The following is a 22,507-nucleotide window of genomic DNA, read 5'->3' as shown; positions in this document are numbered from 1 at the left end:
TTAATATAAATCCAAATTTTATGCTACTATTTCGACTAAAATTATAAATAAAAAAAATAATCCGAAGATTATTTTTTAGAAAAAGTCTTTCATTTTTTGTTTAGTGTACATTCCGTTTTCAAGACGACGTTCAACAGTTTTTTGGAAAATCTTTGTTCCTTCAATTACACAATTTAATGGATCTGGTGCAATACGAGTTGGGATTTGGAAGATATCAAAGAAATATTTATCAACATTTCTAATTAATGCTCCCCCTCCACAAATTGTAATACCCAGTTTCATTATATCCCCAGCTAATTCTGGTGGAGTTGCTTCTAGAACTTCAATTAATAAATCAGTAATTTTACTAAATGCATTTAGTAAAACGTTACGTACTTCCTCTGATGTAATGCGAGCTTCTTTTGGTAATCCTGAAACAATATCACGACCATAAATTTGCATCACACGTTCACCTGGGTATTTAACTAATGAACCGATTTGTTTTTTAAGGTTTTCAGCAGTTTTATCTCCAATTGAAATGTTGTATTCTGAACGAACATATTTTTGAATCTCTTGGTCAAAAGAAGTTCCAGCAATTCTCAATGATTTTGAAACAACAACTTCTCCTGAAGCAATTAGTGCCGCATCAGTAGTTCCCCCACCGATGTCTAACACTAAGTTACCAACTGGTAAATCAACGTTTAATCCAGCTCCAATTGCTGCCATTTTAACTTCTTCTTCAACAATAACAAGCTCAGCTCCCATTTGCATTGCCACTTTCTTTAAAGCATCACGCTCTAATTCAGTAACTCCACTTGGACAAGCCAATAGTACAACTGAGTTTTTTCAAGAATTAGTCATACGAAGTCTTGCAAAAATACTTTTTAGTAAATCAGAGGTTGCATCCATGTCTGAGATAACTCCATCACGAATTGGAACTACCATTCTAATTCCTTCGTGAGTTTTCCCAACCATTTCATAAGCTTCATTACCTAATGCGACCAAAGAGTTTGTTCGGTTATCGTAAGCCATAATTGAAGGTTCGTTGTAAACGATTCCTTGACCTGCTACGTAAGCTAAAACATTTGATGTTCCTAAGTCTAATGAAATAAACACATTTTCGTTCATTTTTATTTCTCCTTTAGTATTGTTCTTATAAGAACTTTTTTTAATAAAAAACAACAAGTTTATTTATCTTGTTGTTATTTCGAATTAGAATGAAAGAAAACTTTTTTCGTCTTTAGTATACTGTCCGTTTTCTAAACGTCTTCTTACTGTTTTTTCAAAAATCTTAGTTCCTTCGATTACACAACCTAAAGGTTCTTTAGCGATTTTTGCTGGGATTTGGAAAATATCAATGAAATATTTTTCAATATTTCTAATTAATGCTCCCCCTCCACAAATAGTGATACCATTTCTCATGATATCTCCAGCTAATTCTGGTGGAGTTTCCTCAAGCAATTCAATTAATAAATCTGTAATTTTACTAAATGAGTTTAGTAAAACGTTACGTACTTCTTCTGAAGAAATTTTAGCTTCTTTTGGTAATCCAGAAACAATGTCACGTCCGTAAACTTGCATTGATCTTTCTGCTGGATACTTAACAAGTGATCCAATTTCTTTTTTAACACTCTCAGCACTTTTTTTACCGATTGAAATGTTGTACTCAGAACGTACGTATTTGCGGATTTCTTCATCAAAGAAGTTTCCTGCGTTTTTAAGTGATTTAGAAACAACGATTTCTCCAGCTGATAAAATAGCAACGTCAGTAGTTCCCCCACCGATGTCTAATACTAAGTTACCTTGTGGTAAATCAATGTTAATCCCTGCTCCTAGAGCAGACATTTTAGCTTCTTCTTCAATTAATACTAATTCAGCTCCCATATCTTTGGCAACCATTTTTAATGCTTCACGTTCCAATTCAGTAACTCCACTTGGACAAGCCAATAGGACAACTGAGTTTTTTCATGAATTCATCATTCTTAATCTACCAAAAATGTGTTTTAGTAGATCTGATGCAGCTTCTAAGTCTGCGATAACTCCATCAACTAGAGGAGTTACCATTCTAATACCTTCGTGAGTTTTTCCAACCATGTCGTAAGCTTCGTTTCCTAAACAAATTAATTCATTTGTTGAAGAATCATAAGCCATTAATGACGGTTGATCGTACACGATTCCTTGACCAGCAACATAAGCAAGAATGTTTGATGTTCCTAAATCTAAAGAAATAAAGGCGGCGCTATCTGGTTTAATCATATTTTTCTCTCCTTTTCTTAATTACTTTTAATGTTAATTAGATAAGACTAATATGAAACTTCAGAGTGATTTCTTTGCGCTTTGATAATTTCAAAAATTTCTGATTCGAATTTTTTAGTTCCGTTAATTACGGCTAATAATGGTTGTTCACCAATTTTTGTTGGTAATTGTAGAGTATCAGCGAAGTATTTATCAATACCTTTGATTAATGCTCCCCCACCACATAAAGTAATACCATTTCTGAAAATATCTCCAGCTAATTCTGGTGGAGTATCTTCTAATACTTGTACAGTTAAGTCAATAATTCTTGATACTGGTACTTTTAATACTTCACGGATTTCTTCTGGTGTGATTTCGATTTCTCTTGGTAATCCTGAAACAACATCACGTCCGTAAACTTTCATACGTCTTTCGTCTGGGTATTTTGATAATGACCCTACGTTAACTTTGATTGATTCAGCAGTTTTTGATCCAATTTCTAGACCGTATTGTGAACGGATGAATTTTTGACATTCATCATTTAAGTAGTTCCCTGCAACTTTAATAGATTTTGATAAAACGATATCTCCTGATGCAAGAACTGCAATATCAGTAGTTCCCCCACCCATATCAACGATTAGGTTCCCTGTTGGAGCGTAAATATTTACCCCTCCACCTAAGGCAGCCATTTTAACTTCTTCTTCAACGAAAACTTGAACAGCTCCTAAGTTCATTGCGATTTTTTTAAGAGCAGTTTTTTCCAATTCAGTAATAACTGAAGGACATGCTAATAACATAATTGAGTTTTTTAAAGTTTTTGCAATTCTTAATTTTGCAAAAATGTATCTTAATTGTGCTTCTGTTGCACGAATATCAGTAATAACTCCATCAACCATTGGTCTAACCACACGGATTGTTTTGTTTCCTTTACCGATCATTTTGTAAGCTTCTTCCCCTACAGCAACGATTTTATTTTCTTTAATTCTATATGCCACGATTGAAGGTTCGTTGTAAACGATTCCTTGTCCTGTAATATAAACTAAAGTGTTAGCAGTACCTAAATCCATTGATACGAATGTAGGTTTATTGCTTTTTTTAGCAGCTACTAATGCCATTTTATAATCTCCTTTATTTCTATGACTATACTGTCATTTTATAATTACGCACCAGCACATAAAAAAATGCAGGACGTAACCTGCATATATTATATCAAAATACCGATTTAATAGCAATTTTAGTTCTTGAAATAATTAATTATCCCCATAACTTTAATAACTATTATACACCTTATTTAGTTATTTAAAAACTATATATTATTAATAAATGTTAATTTTTAAGTTTATAATGATTTTTTTGTATTCAATCATCAACCTCTTTTTCACTACTGAACACAAATGATTTTGTTTCTCCGTTTTCTTGATAAAAATAAACTCTTTTATAGATGGTTTCAACAGAATACTTGTCTGAAGCAAATAAATCTTCTTTGAGTTTCTTTAAAGCTTCGTCTATATTATTAAAATATATTTCTTCTCCATTGGAACTTGTAAATCCATAAGCGTATCCAGGTTCTTCGGTGTAGGCTGGCGGATTATAATAGTCCCTACCTTCAATTGTTGGACTATTTAAGTTTTTAATATTATGATATCCAAATTGAGGTTTTAAGTAAAATTCTAAACGATCTATTAAATCCTCGTCAGTTTCTTTAACCAAATTTTTATATCCAAAAATTTCGTCTTTACTTTGAAAGTTTATTGGCCTTTTCTGGTAGTAATCAAAGTACTTATCTTTTAAATCCCAAATTGAATCGGTTATTTTTTCACCTTTAGGATCACTTAAAAAAATATTGTCAATTCATGAAAAATAATGCTTAAAATTCATCGGTTCAATAAAATCAAAAACCGGTCTTTTTGATTTTTGAACTAAATTATCTAAAACTTCTTTAGCGGCTTTCTCGTTAATCAAAAGTATATCCTCATCACTTAAATCCGAATATTTTTGATTTAACTTAATTTTTTTAAATCAATCGGGTTCTTTTATGTCTTCTCATTTTATTCCATCCCGAATCAATAGATTGAAAATGAATGATGCGAATAATTCTAAAAATTTTGACTCGCTGTTTTCAAACAAAAGTTTTCCTTCAAATATTTCTAGCACTTCTCTTATATTCACATCATATTTGTCAACTAATGGAAAATAGTTATCTATGCTATTTAAGTCGTGATTTTTAATATTATCTTTTTCCAGCATTTTAATTTTATTGCCGAATGTATGATGTTCGTAATAACTATCAAAAATTTTATCAAATTCATAGCTAAACTTTTTTTCTAGAGGTTTTCTAAACGCTTTATTATAAGCCAATTCAGAGTACTTCGAAAGCGTTTCTCACATATTTTTTTCAAATTTTTTTATTGGTGCATCATCTTTGTCATCACCGTAAAGATAAAAACCGGCACCTTCTTTTTCAGTTACTTTGAATTCTGTTTTATCAAAATCAGGTAAGCGGAATTCGGAATACCCACCGTGGTAAATTTTCATTTTAGTTGTTTTGTATACAATTCGATACTTCTTACCGTTAAAATCTCGAATATTTGTTTCAGAGTAGGACTCGTTTTTATTTATTGCAGGGAAAGCGTGGTGGTTCCAGTTATTTGGATTTTTTAGAAATTCAACATCTTCAAGATTGTTTAATATTAAACTGGCCGTCTGACCCCCTTCAAATCTATCGTACCCTCCATCTTCATCATAGAAAAAATCAATCCTTTGATCTTTTGGAGGTATTATTTCAAGCTTGTAGTATTTTAATTTCTTGGTTGAACCCCTTGCGCTCAGCCCTTTGTATTCACCGTGATAATCTTTTTCCGGATTAAGGTCTCAAAAATGTTTTTTTAAAGCTTCTTTTATATCTTTTTTTAATGATTCTTTGGTTCCGTAAATATATTCTTTCTCTAAATCTATAGATGGTTCTTTAAAAACAATATAACCATCTTGTCCTAGGCTCTTCAATTTAAGAATATCTTCCACCAAATTGGCATTAAAATACCTATTGTTGTATTTATAAAAAAAAGTATCATATGTAGTAACGTTTCTTTCAAAAAAATCTTTTTTTGCCTCTTCAATGTTTGGGCTCCAATTTTTGTTATCATAACTAAAATTGTCTTCTCACCGTATCCCATCTAAATATGTTTTCATTGCTTCTGAATAATCAGATAAATAACCATTACTGGCAGTTAGATATAACTGTTTAAATTGGTCTGCTCAATTACCACTAAATTCAAGATCGCTAATATTTATTTTTTCTTCTTTTGAATAATTTGTAAGATTTGATCCCTCTTTTTTATTTAGAAAATTGTTTCCCAATAGGTAACTATCAAAGGAGTCTTTGGATGAAAATTTTTTACCATTAAAATTAATTAAATTTTCCTTATCAAAAAAAGTGGACTTATCTAACACTTCTTCTTTAATGTTGCTAAAATGTGATACTTGCAAGCTTCCTTTTAGAAATGGCGCAAAAGTGAGTGGAGTTAGTGTTAGAAGTAGCTTTGTCAGTTTATTTTTCATTATTAAAGCCCTCACTTACTTTTTTGATTTTTCTATAAACTTCTTTCTCTAAAGCTTTTATATCCTTAAATATCTGACCTTTATAGAATATAAAGTTACCTTCGGTATTGTAAATACCCTTTGTAATATCGGAATTATTTATAACAAAGTATTGTGCGTCTTTACGAGTTTTGAAATTATATAGATTACCTTTAAAGTACAGTTGGTAAAAATTGGATTTCAAGTTTATGTTTGTGTCCAATTTGTCAAAATATGGGTTCTTTATTAAATCGGTACTTAATACATCTTTTGAAGCTGCGAGAACATTATCAATATAATCTTTATTTTCAGAGTAGAGAGTTAATTTTGTTGGATAATATTTATATGAAAGATATTTATTATAAGGTACATATATATATTTAAATATTTTACTTTTTAAATATTTTTCCATGCTATCAATTGCAGCTTTTTTTGTTGCAAATTTATTTCCAAATCCATCTGTGAATTCTTGTGAAGCATTTCCTGCGTAACTATAATTAAAAATATCTAAAGCATACTTTTCTAATTCTCCCTTTAAATATTCTCTACCTTTATTTTCTATAATCCTCTCTGGGAATTTTTCAAAATTATTATCCAGTAATAGTCCAACTTCTTTAAATTTTCAAGGAAATTTAATAATATATTTTTTTAGCGCTAAAATTGCTTCTTCTCTATTTTTGTATAGACTGTTCAAAAAAAAGTAACCACCTTTTGGCATTCTGATCCTATCGTTATTTATTACTTGAACTGAACTCAAGTATTTTGAAGGTTTGGTATTGTTTAAAGATACGTTAAATAAAGGTACCTTTCAATCATTTGTACTAAAAAATAGGAATTGACCATTTCCTAAGTCAAGTTGTAATAGTTTATTTTCAAACGGAGATAACGAGTTTGCAATACCTCAAATTTTTGAAAAAAGTTTAATTTCTGGTTGAGATGTCACCTCGCCAACAATATTAACAACCCCAGCCAATTTTTCCACAACGTTATTTAAATTTCTAACATATATTTCTAAATTTTTTGAATTAGAATTTTTTTCACTTATTGATGTAGATTTTAAAACCAAATTTACAAAGTCTTGGTTAAAAAAATTATTATTTTTTGTTAAACTTAAGAATTTTTCTGCGTCTTCTGCTTGCATTCCTTTTGTGAAAATTTTGCCTATAATTTTTGAAACTTCTTTATCAAAAATTTCCAAATTTTCTTCGTTCCCCTCATTATAGGAAATTGCTACTTCATCTGAAAGCTTTTTTATAAAAATTAGAGATTTTATTTTTGAGTCAAGATTGTTTATTTGAGAAAGCTTGGCTTCTGACTCTTCTATACTAAAACCGAAATCAAAATCATCTAGGCCAATTTGAAGACTTGAAACCTCATTAAAGCAATTTTTAAATTTTTCGTACTTCTCTTTATCATTATCAAATATATCTCCCAATACTGTTCATTTCGAATCCTTGACATCCTTAAAATTTTCTAAAATTAAGTTAAAAAATTTACTAATAATCATTGATTGTCATAATAACGGGTTAATAGAATTTCTGTTCACAACCTTTCAATCACCAAGAGAAGACTTGAATGATGATTCTGAAAGATCGGTTTCAATTATTCTGTCCCCAAAAAAATTATCAAAATTCGAATTAATATTCAAAGCATATGTGTTCAAATAGTTATTTGATTTTCTTGTAAAAGAATTGATATATTTTTCTATTAAATAATTAGGCATTTCGTCTAGATTTGGAATATTTGAACTGTTTCATTTATAAGAACCCAGGCTATATTCAAGATGGGTGTTTCTTCTGATGTGGTCGATGGTAGATTCTTTTGATTCGCAACTAAATGAGTTAATGTCGTAACAAGTCGTCTTTTCTCCCTTTTTCAAAAAACTTAAATGTTTATTAAATAAAAAATTTTCAATCTGGTGTTGGTGTTCAAAAACATAAGACCTCTGGTCTTTTCCTTCAGAATAATATCATTTTGTTCCTGCTAAATAACTATTAATAGCCTGCTTTTGATCTGTTAATGCGTATCCGTTAGCATCACGATAAACTTTTACAATCTCTCCATCGTTTCCTTCTGGTAAAAAAGAGATTATTTGATTGTCACCCAATGTAGTTGTATTATTAATATTTTTCAAAGTTTCCCTCTCGGTAATTGTGTAATCGCTTAAAATCTTTTCATACATTTTTTCATAATCAAGGCTATTAAATATTTCTCCCTTGTAGCTTGAAAATTCGCTTTGAGTGTCTTGGTAAATTTCCGCTTCATTTCTTACTTGATTTAAAACTTCTTCCTTACTGTTATAAATTTTTCCTTCATAGGAAACCTTGTTTTCTTTTTCCTCGGGCTTTTGACACGAAACCAAAGTTGTAACAGATGCCGTCGAAATACCTAGAGAAGCTAATATAGCCAATAATTTTCTCATTTTTTATTTCCTTTCTTTAAATGAAAATTATTAAATTATTAATTAGTAAAATATAGTTTTTGCCTTTAAATCTCTTTGTATTATTAATCTCAATTGAAAATGCCAAACCTAATTAAAATAGGAATTATTTTGATTTCTTAAGTGCTATTTTTCAATTTAATTCAGGATTATTATCACACGATTGGTTGAAAAGTAAATAGTTTTAATAATTATTTTATAAACATAAAAGTGTGATATCATTTAAATATTGTTAATTTAGGAGGAAAAAATATATGGTTAAGATAAACGAAGTTTCAAAAAAATATAAAAATAACGTCGGAAATTTTAATATTAATTTTGAAGTTAATGATGGGGAAATTTATGGAATAATTGGTCCTAACGGAGCTGGTAAAACCACCTTAATTCGTCAATTGCTGGGATTTATTAAGTCCGATGAAGGCGAAATACTGATTAATGAAATTAATCCCCAGAAAAATTCAAAAGCTGTTATGGAATTTACTGGTTATGTTTCAGGAGAAATTGTTTTGTATGAAACTATGAAGGGTATTGAGTACCTTAAACTTGTTGCTAGTCTAAAAAAGGGTGTTGAATGAGAATTTGTTGAAAAACTAATTAAACACTTTGAAATAGATGTTACTAGAAAAATTAAAAAAATGTCAAAGGGAATGAAACAAAAAATTGCTTTAATTGCTGCAACAATGAATAAGCCAAAGTTTCTAGTTTTAGATGAACCAACATCGGGTTTAGATCCAGTTATGCAAGAACAGTTTAACGAATTAATGTTCAAACTAAAAGATGAATATAAAACTACAATTATTATTTGTTCACATATCTTTGAAGAAGTAGCCAAACTATGTAATAAAGTTGCATTTATTAAGGACGGTAAACTTATCGAGGAATTTAAAGTGGTTAATAAAGATATTAATCAAATTCAAGAGAAATTTAAAACTCTATTTGCAAAGGAGGTAGTGCTATAATGAAGAAAAATATTTTTTCTGAAAACAACAAAATTGTTATGACTCATTTAAGAATCCACTGAAAAATAATTTTATTTTTCGCTATATTTTGATTTTTAGTAGGAATGTCTTTAATGATCAACGTCTTACAACCATTTGATGAAAACATGAAATTTGCTTACATTGGTCCCACTCAAATTTTAAGAGAAACTGCCAATGGGTCATGAGGTACAACAAAACCGGTAGTTTCTCAAATGTTAAATTTTGCAACTTTCGGAGCACCAGGAATTATCTTCTTTATAATTGTCTTAATGACTTTAAATGGAAGAGTTTTTTCAAAAGAAATAAATGGAGGTCAAATCAATATTTGAATGACCAGTGCTGTATCAAGAACCCAAATTTTTTACTCAAAATTTATGTTCATTATTTTCTCTGTTTTCATAATTTTTGCACCAAACTTCTTATTTTTATTAATTATTTCTGCAACTACAAACGATGCAAGTAAATACTTTTCAAGTGTAATATTATATGGGGTTCAGTTCTTTATATTCTTAGTTTTTATATCTGCGGTGGTTACTTTTATAGTTTTTTCATTAGCTGATAAAGGACCATTGCCCTTCATTATTGTTTCTTTAATTGCTCTTTATATTTTAGTTACTTGAGTTATAACTTTAGTTGATGGTGCCCTTGAGGGTTATGAAAAAACTTGAATGTCTTATGTTAAATACTTTTCATTGCAATCATTAATTGCTAATCCGTTAAATTTTTCTCTTTTCAAGTATGACGAATCTTTAACCGAAATTATTGTGAAAGATCAATACACTTATACAATAAACCATGGAGTACACTATAAACCTGAACTATGGTTCAGTATTGTTGCTCCAATCATAACAATTGGGATAACCGTTGGTACTGTAATTGGTACAAATGCCTTATTTGTCAGAAAAGACTTTAATATTTAATACCTATTTACTTCAAATCTTTCAGGTTTGAAGTTTTTTATTAATTAAAATTAATTATCATAATATTTTATAAAAAGTAGAGACCGATAATAATTATTTTATAAATACAAAGGTGTGATATTATTTAAATATTATTAATTTAGGAGGTAAAAATATATGGTTAAAGTAAACGACATTTCAAAGATATATAAAAATAACGTCGGAAATTTTAATATCAACTTTGAAGTTAATGATGGAGAAGTATATGGAATAATTGGTCCTAATGGAGCTGGTAAAACCACCTTAATTCGTCAATTGTTGGGATTTATTAAATCTGATGAAGGGGAAATCTTGATTAATGAAATTAATCCCCAAAAAAATTCAAAAGCCGTTATGGAATTTACTGGTTATGTTTCAGGAGAAATTGTTTTGTATGAAACTATGAAGGGCATTGAGTACCTTAAGCTAGTTGCTAGTCTAAAAAAGGGCGTTGAATGAGAATTTGTTGAAAAACTAATTAAACACTTTGAAATAGATGTCACTAGAAAAATTAAAAAAATGTCAAAAGGAATGAAGCAAAAAATTGCTTTAATTGCTGCAACAATGAGCAAACCAAAATTCCTAGTGTTAGATGAACCAACATCGGGTTTAGATCCAGTTATGCAAGAACAATTTAACGAATTAATGTTCAAACTAAAAGATGAATATAAAACTACAATTATTATTTGTTCTCACATTTTTGAAGAAGTTGCCAAGTTATGTAATAAAGTTGCTTTTATTAAAGATGGAAAGTTGATTGAAGAATTTAAAGTGGTTAATAAAGATATTAATCAAATTCAAGAGAAGTTTAAAACTTTATTTGCAAAGGAGACAGTATTATAATGAAAGATAATATTTTTGCGGGAAATAACAAAATTGTTATGGCCCACTTAAAAGTAAATTGAAAAATAATTTTATTTTTCAGCCTATTCTGACTTTTTATTGCAGTATCCTTAATGACTGCCGTTTTAGTTCCCTTTGATAAAAATATGACCTCAGCTTTTATTCGTCCAACTCAAATTGAGCGCCAAATCGGAAACTCAACTTATGGAGGATTAAAACCAACGGTTTCTCAAATGTTAAACTTTGCCTTGTTTGGAGCACCAGGAATTGTCTTCTTTATAATTGTCTTAATGACCATGGCTGGAAGGATATTTTCAAAAGAAATTAATGGAGGTCAAATTAATATTTGAATGACCAGTGCTGTATCAAGAACCCAAATTTTTTACTCAAAATTCATGTTTATTATTTTCTCTGTTTTTATAATTTTTATTCCTAACTTCTTAGTTATTTTAATTGTTTCTGCAATAAGTGTAGATGCAAACCAATATTTTGGGAATGTATTATTATATGGGGTACAATTCTTTATATTTATAACTTTTATGGCAGCACTAGTAAGTCTTGTAGTATTTTATTTAGCAGAAAAAGGGCCCTTGCCTTTTATAGTGATTTCATTAATTGCTTTATATATTTTAGTTACTTGAATAATAACTTTAATAAGTGATTTGGGAAACGATCTTACTCCGAAATGAATGAGTTATGTTAAATATTATTCGATTCAATCATTACTAGTTAATCCTTTAAACTTTGACTATTGAATACAAGATCCGTTGGCAGAACAAATTATTGTAAAGGGTGAAAGAACCTATATAATTCAGCACACACTACATAATAAAGCAGAGTTGTGACTTAGTATTTTTGCCCCAGTGATTCTTCTTGGAACTGCTACTGGAATTGTAATCGGTACAAATGCTTTATTTATTAGAAAAGATTTCAATATTTAAAATTTTATATAATATTAAATTCAACCTTGGTCTTAAAACTTGGTTGATTTTTTATTTTAAAAACCTCTAGCAACCAACCTATTTATTTACGAACTTATTTTGTAGTAAGGAGTGAAAAATGGAAACTACAAAGCAAGCACTCATTTTATTTGGTGTAGAGAATAACAAACCTAAAATTTGACTATCTAATGACAGTGATTCAAATACTGCGATAATGAGTCTTTTTGAGAAATTAAACCTTTCAATTGCAGAAAAGCAGAGATATAATAAAGAAGCTCACAAGCTAGTTAAGGGGTTCGAATTCAAAGTGTCAAAATGTTCTGCTGAAATTGAGCAAGCTCAAAAAGAAATGGCAATTCTACATAAAAAAATACAAATTCAAAATCAAGAAATAGAAAACTTAAAAAAAATAATTATAAATAACAATTCAATAAAATCAGCTTAAAATATTATTTTAAATCATTGGTTTTTTAAAATTACTAGAATTACCACCATTTATTTACGAACTTATTTTGTAGTAAGGAGTAAATAAATGGAAACTACAAAGCAAGCACTAATTTTATTTGGTGTAGAAGATAACAAACCCAAGATTTGACTATCTGATAACAGTGATTCAAATACTGCGATAATGAGTCTTTTTGAGAAATTAAACCTTTCAATTGCAGAAAAGCAGAGATATAATAAAGAAGCTCACAAGCTAGTTAAGGGGTTCGAATTCAAGGTGTCAAAATGTTCTGCTGAAATTGAGCAAGCTCAAAAAGAAATGGTAATTCTACATAAAGAAATAGAAAAATTAAAGAAAATTTTAATACATAACAATATATCATTAACATCACAAGAAACTGATAGCTAATCAGTTTTTTTATTTTAAAAACCTCTAGCAACCAGCCTAGTTATTTACGAACTTATTTTGTAGTAAGGAGTAAATAAATGGAAACTACAAAGCAAGCACTAATTTTATTTGGTGTAGAAGATAACAAACCCAAGATTTGACTATCTGATAACAGTGATTCAAATACTGCGATAATGAGTCTTTTTGAGAAATTAAACCTTTCAATTGCAGAAAAGCAGAGATATAATAAAGAAGCTCACAAGCTAGTTAAGGGGTTCGAATTCAAAGTGTCAAAATGTTCTGCTGAAATTGAGCAAGCTCAAAAAGAAATGGCAATTCTACATAAAAAAATAGAAAAACTAGAGAAAATTTTAATACGTAACAATATATCATTAACATCACAAGAAGCCGATAGCTAATCGGTTTTTTTATTTTAAAAACCTCTAGCAACCAGCCTAGTTATTTACGAACTTATTTTGTAGTAAGGAGTAAATAAATGGAAACTACAAAGCAAGCACTAATTTTATTTGGTGTAGAAGATAACAAACCTAAAATTTGACTATCTAATGACAGTGATTCAAATACTGCGATAATGAGTCTTTTTGAGAAATTAAACCTTTCAATTGCAGAAAAGCAGAGATATAATAAAGAAGCTCACAAGCTAGTTAAGGGGTTCGAATTCAAGGTGTCAAAATGTTCTGCTGAAATTGAGCAAGCTCAAAAAGAAATAACTATTCTTAATAAAGAAATAGAAATTCAGAGCAAAAAATTAGAAATGCAAAATCAAGAACTGCAAATTCAGAGTCAAGAAATAGAAAAATTAAAAAAAATAATACTTAATAATAGCCCAATAAAATCATTTTAAAATACCATTTCTATTTTTTTATAATAAATTAAAAACCGCAGTTTAGCTATCAAACTGCGGTTTTTAATTTAAAGGGGCTCTATTTTAATAATTCATTAATATTAGCTTGAAATTCATTTCAAATTTCAATATTTTTAATAAGTTCCAATTTACCAAAATCGGTAATTTTGTAATATTTTCTTGAAGGGTAATTACCGTCTGATTCTGACATATAAAAGTCACAGTAACCCTTGTTAATCATTTTTTTTAGAATAGCATAGGATGTTGACTCATTAATCTCGATCACTTTGTTAATAATCTTGTTAAGTTCATAAGCATAGCAATCTTTGTCACGCAGATGTTTAAGAATAATTAATTCTAAAATACCTTTTTTTAATTGTGTATCCATAAATAACTACCTCCCTAACTAATATTCACCTCAAGGGTTGGTTCTCCGAAAGAAGCAACCAATATTGTTCAACTAAAGTAGTCTAATTCAATTCTAAATTTTGGTGTACCAGTTTCAGATTCAATAAGCTCAATATTTAAATCACCAATATTTTCTTGTCTTCAAAAATGCTTAAATGTGGCAGTTACTTCTTTTACAGAATTATCTCCTTCTTGGCGAGTATCATTAATTACAAAGTTGAATCCATTCCCATGAGGGAATCCAACAAGTTTAAAATCAAAATAATTAAATTCTTTTTCATGGGTTAAGTTTTTATCTTCAACATTTAAAGTAGCGCCTGTTTCGTAAAAATATCTTTGATGAATCAAAGAATTACCAAAAGAATTTTGCCCAACAAAAGTTGCGATCGTTCCTGATGTAGCTGCTGCTGAAAAAACTATAACTGTGATAATTAAAACAACTCTTGAAAAAACATTAATTTTTTTCACTTTTGATTTAACTCTTTTATCACTACCAGCCAAGAACAAGAATCCGTTTGTTCCGTTTGTCCCTAGTTTATAAAGCCCTATCATGATGTATCAAGATAGAATTGTCATTAATGGTAGAATTCCAATCCCCGCAATTACCACAGGAAGCACTTTTATAAAGTCATAGTTTATAAACATAAAAACTATGAAAGGGACGATAGCTACTATCGTTGCAATTGCTGCAATGAAGAATGTTAATGCTAATATCATTGGCAATCCAATTCCAAAAAATACAACAAAGATGTTTAGAATTCAAGCAGTAAATGATTTACCAATACTTTTTTCTGATTTATTTACAACTTTTTTCTGAGGATCTATTCCAAATTCAGCATAAACATTATTGCGAATTGTTTCAATCGACTCCATTGATTCTAAGATGTCCTCTATGACACTTCCCTCAGCTAGTTCAACACTAATTTTCTCATTATAAGAATTGACAATATCGTTGCAATCCTCGGGTTCTAATAAAGATAGTGAACATCTCAAATTCTTTAGTCACTTATCTTTTTTTCTTTTAAACCTCGCTTCCAATTTACTTGGAGCTTGATTATTGTTTGTTTGTTTTTCCATTTCTTAATCTCCCACTACTATATTATTACAAGTACTATTTATTGTCAAGTAGATATTGAAAATTATTTTCTTTTTGAGTAAAAAAAATAAGCCATTTGGCTTATTTTTTAATTATATAGACTTTCTTTATTTTCGATTTTTTCTTCCATTAATTGATATAATTTTTTCTTGTAAAGAACGGCTCCGTCAATTACTGCTGTTGCTGAGTTTTTGGCTACTTTTACTGGGATTTCAAAGAAGTCTTCAAAGAAGTCTTTAACTCCTTGAATTCCACTCATGGCTCCAGTAACAATAATACCATTTCTAATAATATCACCAGCTAATTCGTTTGGCGTATCTTCTAAAACTCCTGTGATCAAAGTTGTCAAGTTACCAAAAGCTACTTGTACTAACTTGCTGATTTCAGCGTCTGTTAGAACAATTTCTTTAGGCATTCCTGAAACTACTTCTCTACCAAAAACTTTAATTTTTAAAGGGTTTTTTGTTTTAATTAAAGTTCCGATATTGATTTTAACTTTTTCTCCAGTAACAGCGCCAACTTCCATGTTGTATCTTGCGCGAATATATTTAACGATTTCTTCATCTAGTGCATTACCTGCAACTTTAGTCCATTTGTATGAGATAACTCCGTCAGCTGAAATTGCTCCTGCAGTTGCTTTTCCAGCTCCGATATCAAGTGATAAAATACCACTTGGTTCAAAGATGTCATAACCAGCACCTAATGCTGCCATTTTTACATCATCTTCTGTTTGCACGTAATATGCACCTAGTTTTTTTACTAACTCCACCAAGGCTTTTCTTTCTAAGTTTGTTACACTTAGTGGACAAGCGATTAACATTATGGCTCCTACCAAATCATCTTGATATTTACCTAATGCTGCATTTAGAAAATCTTTTAAGATATCAATGCTTGCTATAACTCCATTTTTAAATGGATATTCCAATCTAGTTGAGTGGTTAATTTTACCCACTAGCTTAGACGCCTCATTACCAATTGCTACAATTTTTTTTGTTTTAGTATTCAAAGCCATAACAGTTGCTTCATCAAAAACAATTCCTAGACCTTCAATGTAGATTCTTGTTGAATGAGAACCAAAATCCATAGCAATAAATTTTCTTTCTTTTTTTTGCTTCGCCATATTTTGTTCCTTTCATTAAGACAATTCTTAAGAAAATAATTGACTCGTAAATATTATACATAATTTGAAACAAAAAAGCACTTTTTTGGAACAAAAAGAGTCAAAATATTTATATTTTTAATATGCTAAAACGGGCAATAAAAAAATTGACTTAAAAGTCAATTTTAAATATTTAAAGCTTTTTAAATTCTGTGTTCTTTTTTATCTCTTGCTGCAGCAACTTCAAATCAATGTTCAATTGTTTTTTCGTATTCTTTTGCTCCATCAATTACTGTTAGTAATGGATCTTTTGCACAAAATACTGGTAATTGGAAAATAGAAGAGAAGTATGTATCAATACCTCTTAGTAAAGCTCCACCACCACAAATAGTAATACCATTTTTAATGATGTCTCCTGCTAATTCTTCTGGTGTGTTTTCCATTACTTCAACAACTAAATCAGTGATTTTTGAAAATGGTGCTAATAACGCATTTCTGATTTCTTCGGGAGTAACAATTACTTCTCTTGGTAAACCTGAAATTACGTCACGTCCAAACGCTCTGAAAGTTCTTGAATTATCCAATTTTGCTAATGAACCAATGTCTTTTTTAATTGTTTCAGCAGTTTTATCTCCGATTAGAACGTTGTATTCTGAACGAATGTATTTACGAATTTCTTCGTCAAATGCATTACCAGCTGATTTTAATGATCTTGATAAAACGATATCTCCTGATGCAATAATTGCCACATCAGTAGTTCCCCCACCAATATCTAAAATCAAGTGACCGTTTGGTAAATCAATGTTGATTCCCGCTCCGATTGCTGATAATTTAACTTCTTCTTCGATAAGAACGTGTTTTGCTCCCATGTCGGCAACTACTTGTCTTAAAGCGCTTCTTTCCAATTCAGTAACTCCACTTGGACATGCTAATACAACAAGTGCATTTTTTAAAACTTCTCCTACTTTAATACGTTGGAAAATAATTTTAATTAAATCCTTTGCTGCGTCCATGTCTGAGATAACCCCATCAACTAGAGGAACTACCATACGAATATCTTCGTTTGTTTTTCCTACCATTTCATAAGCTTGTTCTCCTACATAAAGTACTTCGTTTGTCTTAGTGCTATATGCCATTGTTGAAGGTTCGTTATAAATAATACCTTGTCCTCCTAAATAAGCAATTATATTTGCTGTTCCTAAGTCAAGGGCTACGAATTCTTTTTTACTATTTCAATCTGCCATTATATCCTCCTCTATAGAAAACCCTTCGCATAAATTATATAATATTTCTTGATAAAATGCTACTATTATATAAATAAAGAGGTGATATTGTGAAAATTGACCAAGTCATAGTTGTTGAAGGTAAAACTGATACTCAAAAGCTGAAACAGATTTTTGGATCACAACTTGAGACAATTGAAACAAATGGCTTAAATGTTAACGAAGAACTTCTTAGCATTTTAAAGAATGTCAACAATAGCCGAGGGATAATTATTTTAACTGATCCTGATGGTCCTGGTCAAAAAATTCGCGAACAAATCAACCAAGGCCTGGCCTGTGAGGTTAAAAATGCCTTTATTTCTCGTCCTTTAATCAAAACTAGAAGCAAAATTGGTGTTGCAGAGGCAAATCCTGAAGAAATAAAGCAGTCTTTATCTAATTTAATTACCTTTAATTCACAAAACCAAGAGTCAATTTCTTGAAATGATTACTTAGAAAATGATTGATTCCAACCCAAATACCGCCAAATAATATCACATCATTTTAGCTGATCTCAAAAAATATCTTCAAAAACCTTGTTTAAATGACTAAATTTGGCGGGTCTTAAAAAATTAGATATCGAATTAATTATAAAAGAAAGCAAGGAGTAGATTTAACTATGTTACCAAAAAAACAATTTGGACAAAACTTCATAACTGATAAAAATTTAATTATCAAAATTGTTAATTTACTAGATCCCGAACCAAATCATCTAGTAATAGAAATTGGTCCGGGTCAAGGTGCTTTAACTCAATTTTTGATTGAACGATATGAAAAAGTTGTGGCAATTGAAATCGATCGTGACTTAGAGGATATTTTAAGAAACAAGTTTACAACTTCTAATTTTGAGTTGATTATGGCAGATATCTTAGAATTTGATTTAAATAAGTTTTTAATTAATATAAAAAATAAGTACAATAAGGTATCAATTATCTCAAATTTGCCGTATTATATAACTAGTGAAATAATTTTTAAAACTTTCAAAAATTGCGAGCATTTAAGTAAGGCTATTTTTATGACGCAAAAAGAAGTTGCTCAAAGAATTACAGCACATGTGGGGGAAAATAATTACAATAATTTATCGGTTGCGGCTGAACTTTTTAGTAGCAAAAAGTATGAATTTACTGTTAGAAAACAAATGTTTAACCCTATCCCAAAAGTTGATTCGGCCATTATTTCTTTAGATTTTGAAAATCTTTTATTTAAAATGCCAATTGACGAAAAGTTAAAAATCAATGAAATGGTGCGCCAGCTTTTTAATAACCGTCGCAAAACTATTTATAACAATTTAGGAACTTATTTGGGAGATAAAAGCAAGGCTGCTAAAATTTTGGAGAGTCTGAAAATAGATCTTCAATTTCGTCCTGAGGTAATATCAACTGAGCAATTTGTAGAAATTTTTAAAAGTCTAAGGAGGTAAGTTATGACAATCAATTCTTTTTGCAAGGTTAACCTTTCTTTAAGGGTGAGAAAAAATTGAAGAATTGCCAGACTTCATAGAATAAAATCGAAAATTACTTTGGTTGAAGATTTTTATGATACCATAAAAATTACTGAAATACCCGAAAAAAAAATTAAATTAATTTGTAATTTCCCAGAGATACTAAACGAAAATAATTCAGTTGTTAGAGCTGCAATGGAGTTTTTGAAATTCCACGAAATAAGCACAGGTTTAGAAATTAAATTAATTAAAAGAATCCCTTTGGGTTCTGGACTTGGTGGGGGAAGTTCGAACGCAATCGCAACCATTGAGTGCTTAACTCAAATGTTCCAATTAAATCGCTCCAAACCACTATTAAAAATAGTATGTAAAGCAATTGGTTATGATAGTTACTTTTTTGCCTCAGGATATAAAACTGCAATTGTTTCAGGTTATGGTCAAAGGGTTAAAAAAGCTAAGGTAATGGAGAAAATTGGAAGAAATGATTTAATTTTAAATCGCCACATTTCTTGCAGTACCAGAAGTGTTTATGAAAGATATGATGAAATTTATGATCCATCAATGCTTGAGGAAGTTAATTCATTAAAACAAGCTTGTATCAGTGCTTATCCTGAAATGCAAGAGGTTTTTAAAATGTACCCAGAAGCACAACTTTCAGGTACAGGTTCAACAATGTTTATTATTCCTCCTCCACCTCCAGAAGTAATCCCTCCAACTCAAGAAGAACTGGACGCTGCTGCTCAAGAGGAAGCTGAAAAGAAAGCGGCCTCATACTTTTAAAATACCAATAAAAAATCCTAACTGTATGATTTAACAGTTAGGATTTTTTTATTTATCTATTTGACTTTCGCTTGCCTCAGAATAACGGTGTCCCGCTATTTCAATTGAGTCTAATCTTGATTTTATCTCTTTTAATTCCGCTTCGCTAAACTTAATTTTTACTGCTAAATTATTTTCTTGTAATCGTGAAAATTTTTTAGTTCCAGGAATTGGTACAAATCATGGTTTTTGAGCCAAGATTCATGCAATCGCAACAGCAGGGGGTGATGTGTTTTTTGACTTGGCTAATTCTTGAACATATTCAACTAACTTCATATTTTGTTCAAAGTATTCTTTGGTATTAAATCTTGGAATTGTTGCTCGAAAATCTCCGGGCTCAAAAATATGACCAGGTTTAACTGTTCCAGTTAAAAACCCCTTCCCTAAAGGACTAAAAGGAACAAAACCAATTTTCAACTCTTCTAAAGTAGGGATAATTTCCTTTTCAACTTCTCTTCAAAACATTGAGTATTCACTTTGTAAAGCTGTTACTGGGAAAACCTCATGAGCAGCTCGAATAGTTTTCGCTGATGCCTCACTTAGTCCCCAGTGTCTAATCTGACTAGATTCTTTAAGTTTTTTCATAACTTTAGCTACATCTTTAATATCAACTTTGGGATCAACTCGGTGTTGGTAGTATAAATCAATGTAATCGGTTTGTAACCTTTTTAATGATCCAGTAATTGCTCGTTTAATATTTACCTCACTACTATCTAAACCAACAACTTCACGACCATTGTATGCAAATCCAAATTTAGTTGCAATGACCACTTTATCGCGAAATGGTTTAACAGCCTCTCCAACAACTTCTTCATTGTCAAATGGACCATAGATTTCAGCTGTATCAAAGAAAGTAACTCCTTCTTTATAATAAGCATCTCTTAAAAACTGGATAGCTTCTTCTTTGCTAGGAAATGGGGGCAGGGAGAAACTCAAACCCATACACCCTAAACCAATTTCTGAAACCTCAAGCCCTTGACCTAATTTTCTTGTTTTCATTATTATCACCTCTGCAATTATTTTACTCTTTTTTAAAAGTTAGTAAAATAAAAAAACGGCTAAGCCGTTTTTAGTATAACTCTAAGATATTTAAAAAATCATTAATCTGGTTTATATCAGCTAACTCTTGAGTTATTTTTTTATAGATATTGTCTACTAATTTATCATTATCTTTATCATATTTAAAATCATTGAAATCTGAGCGAAAAGCGTGTTTAGCATTAAAGGTTTTAATTTGACCAAAAATAGTGTTTTTCTTTACAAATAAAAATCGAAAGCGAGCCTTATCTTTTTGGTTTAAGCTATCTAATACTTTTTGCATTTTAATAGGGGGAAATACTTTTCTGGCTTCAATTTGATCGCTACTATAAAGGTTAACTAATTTATTAAATTCAGTTGATTCCAAAGAAACTTTATTATGCCCTTTATCTAAATTAAATTTATAAGTTTTGAAGAACATTTCAAAATCATGGCTTTTATCTGCTTCTAAACAAATTAGCTGAAAGAATTCTTGCTTACAATATTCGTGTTTTTTATTAACATATCTTTCATAGTTAACCACTCCATATGAGGCCTGAAAGTTTTTGAAATCAAAATTTAAAAAACTATGATTTTTTGAAAGCTTTCAACTTGAATCTAAGTGTGAATATTCTTTTAAATCAAAGGCGCTAGTAATTTTATTATTTTGAATTAAACAATCGTTAACTTCTCGGTCGATACTTATTTGCAAACCCGCCTTATAGTACTTGTTAAAATTAATTTGACTTTTCAATTTCTTCTTAAAATTGGTTAATTGAATTTGGTAAAAACCCGCCAAGAATGCTCCGATTACAGGTAGCACCATTACTAATAGAATTTTTCATCAAGAATTAAATTCAGCCTGATTGGTGGCAGTTAAAATACCTCAAATAATTGGGCTTATTATTATTAAAATCACCCCGATTATAAAAAATCCTAGTCAAGGGCGACGGATTTTTTTATTTGAATCCTTAAAAACGTCTTCAACATCTTCTTTGATTAATTGTTTTAATGATTCATAATTTTTATTCATATTTTACTTCCGTTCTAATTCTTAAATAAAAGGGAGAAACATTTGTTTCTCCAGTTTGGTTAGTTTATTTGATAGAAAATTTTAATTTCTCCAATATAGTCCCCAGTTTCTTTGGCAACTAGTATAAAACTATCAGTTTTGTTATTATCTTTTATATCAAAATCATTTGAACCATTATTGCTTGCATCTGGGTGAAATAAACTATTTATTTTCTCCAGTTCTGTAATGGCATTAAAAAGTAAAACACTTTCATTGCCGGCAACCGCACTAGTCACAGAACCAAAATTTGCTAAGGTAATAGCTTCGCTGATTTCTACCACAACTTTATAAGTAAATTCAACAGTTGAACCACTGTATTTACCTTGACTGTCATCAACTGTTATGGTTGCTTTATTTTTACTTAAAGTTACTTCTAATAAATCTCAATCGATTTTTAATTCATTAGCTTTTTGAACCAATTTCTTAAAAGTATCTAAACCCAAACCTGGTCTGGTTAGTTCTGGACTTACTACTACTTGTCCTAAATCGGTTTCTTGAAATAAGTCTCCAATATCTCCGTAGTCAAATCCTTGGGTTTCAGGATCTGGTACCACGGGATTGGGTTTGTTATCGTTACCTTTATTGCCTGAGCAAGCTATGGTTGTAATTGAAGCACTACTTACCAATCCCATAGCTGCTAAAAAAGTTAAAATTTTCTTCATAA

At 30.0% G+C, this 22,507-nt stretch carries 23 protein-coding genes; 11 read left to right on the top strand and 12 right to left on the bottom strand.

The window, feature by feature from the left end:
• Positions 1-75 precede the first annotated feature (75 nt).
• The 5 genes from mreB (SALLE_RS05880) to SALLE_RS05860 all read right to left on the bottom strand — a co-directional run bounded on the left by mreB (SALLE_RS05880) (position 76) and on the right by SALLE_RS05860 (position 8,212).
• Entirely contained in the window at positions 76-1,107 is a 1,032-nt protein-coding gene (gene mreB, locus SALLE_RS05880) for a rod shape-determining protein (protein ID WP_115558697.1), read from the bottom strand.
• An 84-nt stretch (positions 1,108-1,191) separates the two neighbouring features.
• Entirely contained in the window at positions 1,192-2,235 is a 1,044-nt protein-coding gene (gene mreB, locus SALLE_RS05875; RefSeq protein ID WP_170126454.1) for a rod shape-determining protein, read from the bottom strand.
• A gap of 47 nt (positions 2,236-2,282) precedes the next feature.
• Positions 2,283-3,329, bottom strand: coding sequence for a rod shape-determining protein (gene mreB / locus SALLE_RS05870; RefSeq protein WP_115558696.1), 1,047 nt, complete (start codon positions 3,327-3,329; stop codon positions 2,283-2,285).
• Positions 3,330-3,540: 211 nt separating this feature from the next.
• Positions 3,541-5,772, bottom strand: a complete 2,232-nt coding sequence (locus SALLE_RS05865; RefSeq protein ID WP_115558695.1) for a hypothetical protein — start codon at positions 5,770-5,772, stop codon at positions 3,541-3,543.
• Positions 5,762-8,212: a hypothetical protein gene (locus SALLE_RS05860; RefSeq protein WP_115558694.1), complete on the bottom strand. Its 2,451-nt coding sequence runs from the start codon at positions 8,210-8,212 to the stop codon at positions 5,762-5,764. Before SALLE_RS05860 ends, SALLE_RS05865 begins: the two co-directional genes overlap by 11 nt.
• A gap of 272 nt (positions 8,213-8,484) precedes the next feature.
• Between SALLE_RS05860 and SALLE_RS05855 the strand changes: the two genes are divergently transcribed.
• From SALLE_RS05855 to SALLE_RS05820, 8 genes are all read left to right on the top strand, one after another.
• Positions 8,485-9,189 (top strand): ABC transporter ATP-binding protein, encoded by a 705-nt coding sequence (locus tag SALLE_RS05855; RefSeq protein ID WP_115558693.1) that lies wholly within the window; start codon positions 8,485-8,487, stop codon positions 9,187-9,189.
• Complete coding sequence (locus SALLE_RS05850; protein WP_115558692.1) at positions 9,189-10,130, top strand: hypothetical protein; 942 nt, start codon at positions 9,189-9,191, stop codon at positions 10,128-10,130. The genes SALLE_RS05855 and SALLE_RS05850 overlap by 1 nt, the downstream gene beginning before the upstream one ends.
• A gap of 156 nt (positions 10,131-10,286) precedes the next feature.
• Positions 10,287-10,991 (top strand): ABC transporter ATP-binding protein, encoded by a 705-nt coding sequence (locus SALLE_RS05845; protein ID WP_115558691.1) that lies wholly within the window; start codon positions 10,287-10,289, stop codon positions 10,989-10,991.
• Positions 10,991-11,932 (top strand): hypothetical protein, encoded by a 942-nt coding sequence (locus tag SALLE_RS05840; protein WP_115558690.1) that lies wholly within the window; start codon positions 10,991-10,993, stop codon positions 11,930-11,932. Before SALLE_RS05845 ends, SALLE_RS05840 begins: the two co-directional genes overlap by 1 nt.
• A gap of 118 nt (positions 11,933-12,050) precedes the next feature.
• Complete coding sequence (locus SALLE_RS05835; protein WP_115558689.1) at positions 12,051-12,377, top strand: hypothetical protein; 327 nt, start codon at positions 12,051-12,053, stop codon at positions 12,375-12,377.
• Between the two features lie 87 nt (positions 12,378-12,464).
• Complete coding sequence (locus tag SALLE_RS05830) at positions 12,465-12,785, top strand: hypothetical protein (protein WP_115558688.1); 321 nt, start codon at positions 12,465-12,467, stop codon at positions 12,783-12,785.
• 77 nt (positions 12,786-12,862) lie between these two features.
• A complete protein-coding gene (locus SALLE_RS05825) occupies positions 12,863-13,183 on the top strand; it encodes a hypothetical protein (protein ID WP_115558687.1) in 321 nt (106 codons plus the stop codon).
• Positions 13,184-13,260: 77 nt separating this feature from the next.
• A complete protein-coding gene (locus SALLE_RS05820) occupies positions 13,261-13,629 on the top strand; it encodes a hypothetical protein (RefSeq protein ID WP_115558686.1) in 369 nt (122 codons plus the stop codon).
• A 79-nt stretch (positions 13,630-13,708) separates the two neighbouring features.
• Here SALLE_RS05820 and SALLE_RS05815 read toward each other — a convergent pair whose 3' ends face one another.
• The 4 genes from SALLE_RS05815 to mreB (SALLE_RS05800) all read right to left on the bottom strand — a co-directional run bounded on the left by SALLE_RS05815 (position 13,709) and on the right by mreB (SALLE_RS05800) (position 17,476).
• Positions 13,709-14,017 carry a PadR family transcriptional regulator gene (locus SALLE_RS05815; protein WP_115558685.1) on the bottom strand — a complete coding sequence of 103 codons (309 nt, stop codon included), beginning with the start codon at positions 14,015-14,017 and terminating at the stop codon, positions 13,709-13,711.
• Between the two features lie 14 nt (positions 14,018-14,031).
• Positions 14,032-15,114 carry a DUF1700 domain-containing protein gene (locus SALLE_RS05810; protein WP_115558684.1) on the bottom strand — a complete coding sequence of 361 codons (1,083 nt, stop codon included), beginning with the start codon at positions 15,112-15,114 and terminating at the stop codon, positions 14,032-14,034.
• A gap of 107 nt (positions 15,115-15,221) precedes the next feature.
• Positions 15,222-16,253, bottom strand: a complete 1,032-nt coding sequence (locus SALLE_RS05805) for a rod shape-determining protein (RefSeq protein WP_115558683.1) — start codon at positions 16,251-16,253, stop codon at positions 15,222-15,224.
• A gap of 182 nt (positions 16,254-16,435) precedes the next feature.
• Positions 16,436-17,476: a rod shape-determining protein gene (mreB, locus tag SALLE_RS05800; protein WP_115558682.1), complete on the bottom strand. Its 1,041-nt coding sequence runs from the start codon at positions 17,474-17,476 to the stop codon at positions 16,436-16,438.
• Between the two features lie 89 nt (positions 17,477-17,565).
• Here mreB (SALLE_RS05800) and rnmV point away from each other — a divergent pair, with 89 nt between their 5' ends.
• Genes rnmV through SALLE_RS05785 form a run of 3 tightly spaced genes read left to right on the top strand, consistent with a single transcriptional unit; the run spans position 17,566 to position 19,715 of the window.
• The gene (gene rnmV / locus SALLE_RS05795; RefSeq protein WP_245886013.1) at positions 17,566-18,105 is read left to right on the top strand and encodes a ribonuclease M5; all 540 of its coding nucleotides are present in this window, start codon (positions 17,566-17,568) and stop codon (positions 18,103-18,105) included.
• Positions 18,106-18,113: 8 nt separating this feature from the next.
• Positions 18,114-18,914, top strand: coding sequence for a 16S rRNA (adenine(1518)-N(6)/adenine(1519)-N(6))-dimethyltransferase RsmA (rsmA, locus tag SALLE_RS05790; protein WP_115558680.1), 801 nt, complete (start codon positions 18,114-18,116; stop codon positions 18,912-18,914).
• Between the two features lie 3 nt (positions 18,915-18,917).
• Positions 18,918-19,715, top strand: coding sequence for a GHMP family kinase ATP-binding protein (locus tag SALLE_RS05785; protein ID WP_115558679.1), 798 nt, complete (start codon positions 18,918-18,920; stop codon positions 19,713-19,715).
• 48 nt (positions 19,716-19,763) lie between these two features.
• Here the strand turns inward: SALLE_RS05785 and SALLE_RS05780 are convergent, their stop codons facing one another.
• The 3 genes from SALLE_RS05780 to SALLE_RS05770 form a co-directional block, all read right to left on the bottom strand.
• Positions 19,764-20,753, bottom strand: a complete 990-nt coding sequence (locus SALLE_RS05780; RefSeq protein WP_115558678.1) for an aldo/keto reductase — start codon at positions 20,751-20,753, stop codon at positions 19,764-19,766.
• 70 nt (positions 20,754-20,823) lie between these two features.
• Complete coding sequence (locus SALLE_RS05775; protein ID WP_115558677.1) at positions 20,824-21,804, bottom strand: DUF3137 domain-containing protein; 981 nt, start codon at positions 21,802-21,804, stop codon at positions 20,824-20,826.
• 59 nt (positions 21,805-21,863) lie between these two features.
• Positions 21,864-22,505, bottom strand: a complete 642-nt coding sequence (locus SALLE_RS05770; RefSeq protein WP_115558676.1) for a lipoprotein — start codon at positions 22,503-22,505, stop codon at positions 21,864-21,866.
• Between the last annotated feature and the right edge of the window lie 2 nt (positions 22,506-22,507).

The sequence above is a fragment of the Spiroplasma alleghenense genome (genome assembly GCF_003363775.1).
Taxonomy (GTDB): Bacteria; Bacillota_I; Bacilli_A; order Mycoplasmatales; family Mycoplasmataceae; genus Spiroplasma_B; species Spiroplasma_B alleghenense.
This window is presented reverse-complemented; position numbering and strand designations above follow the sequence as displayed.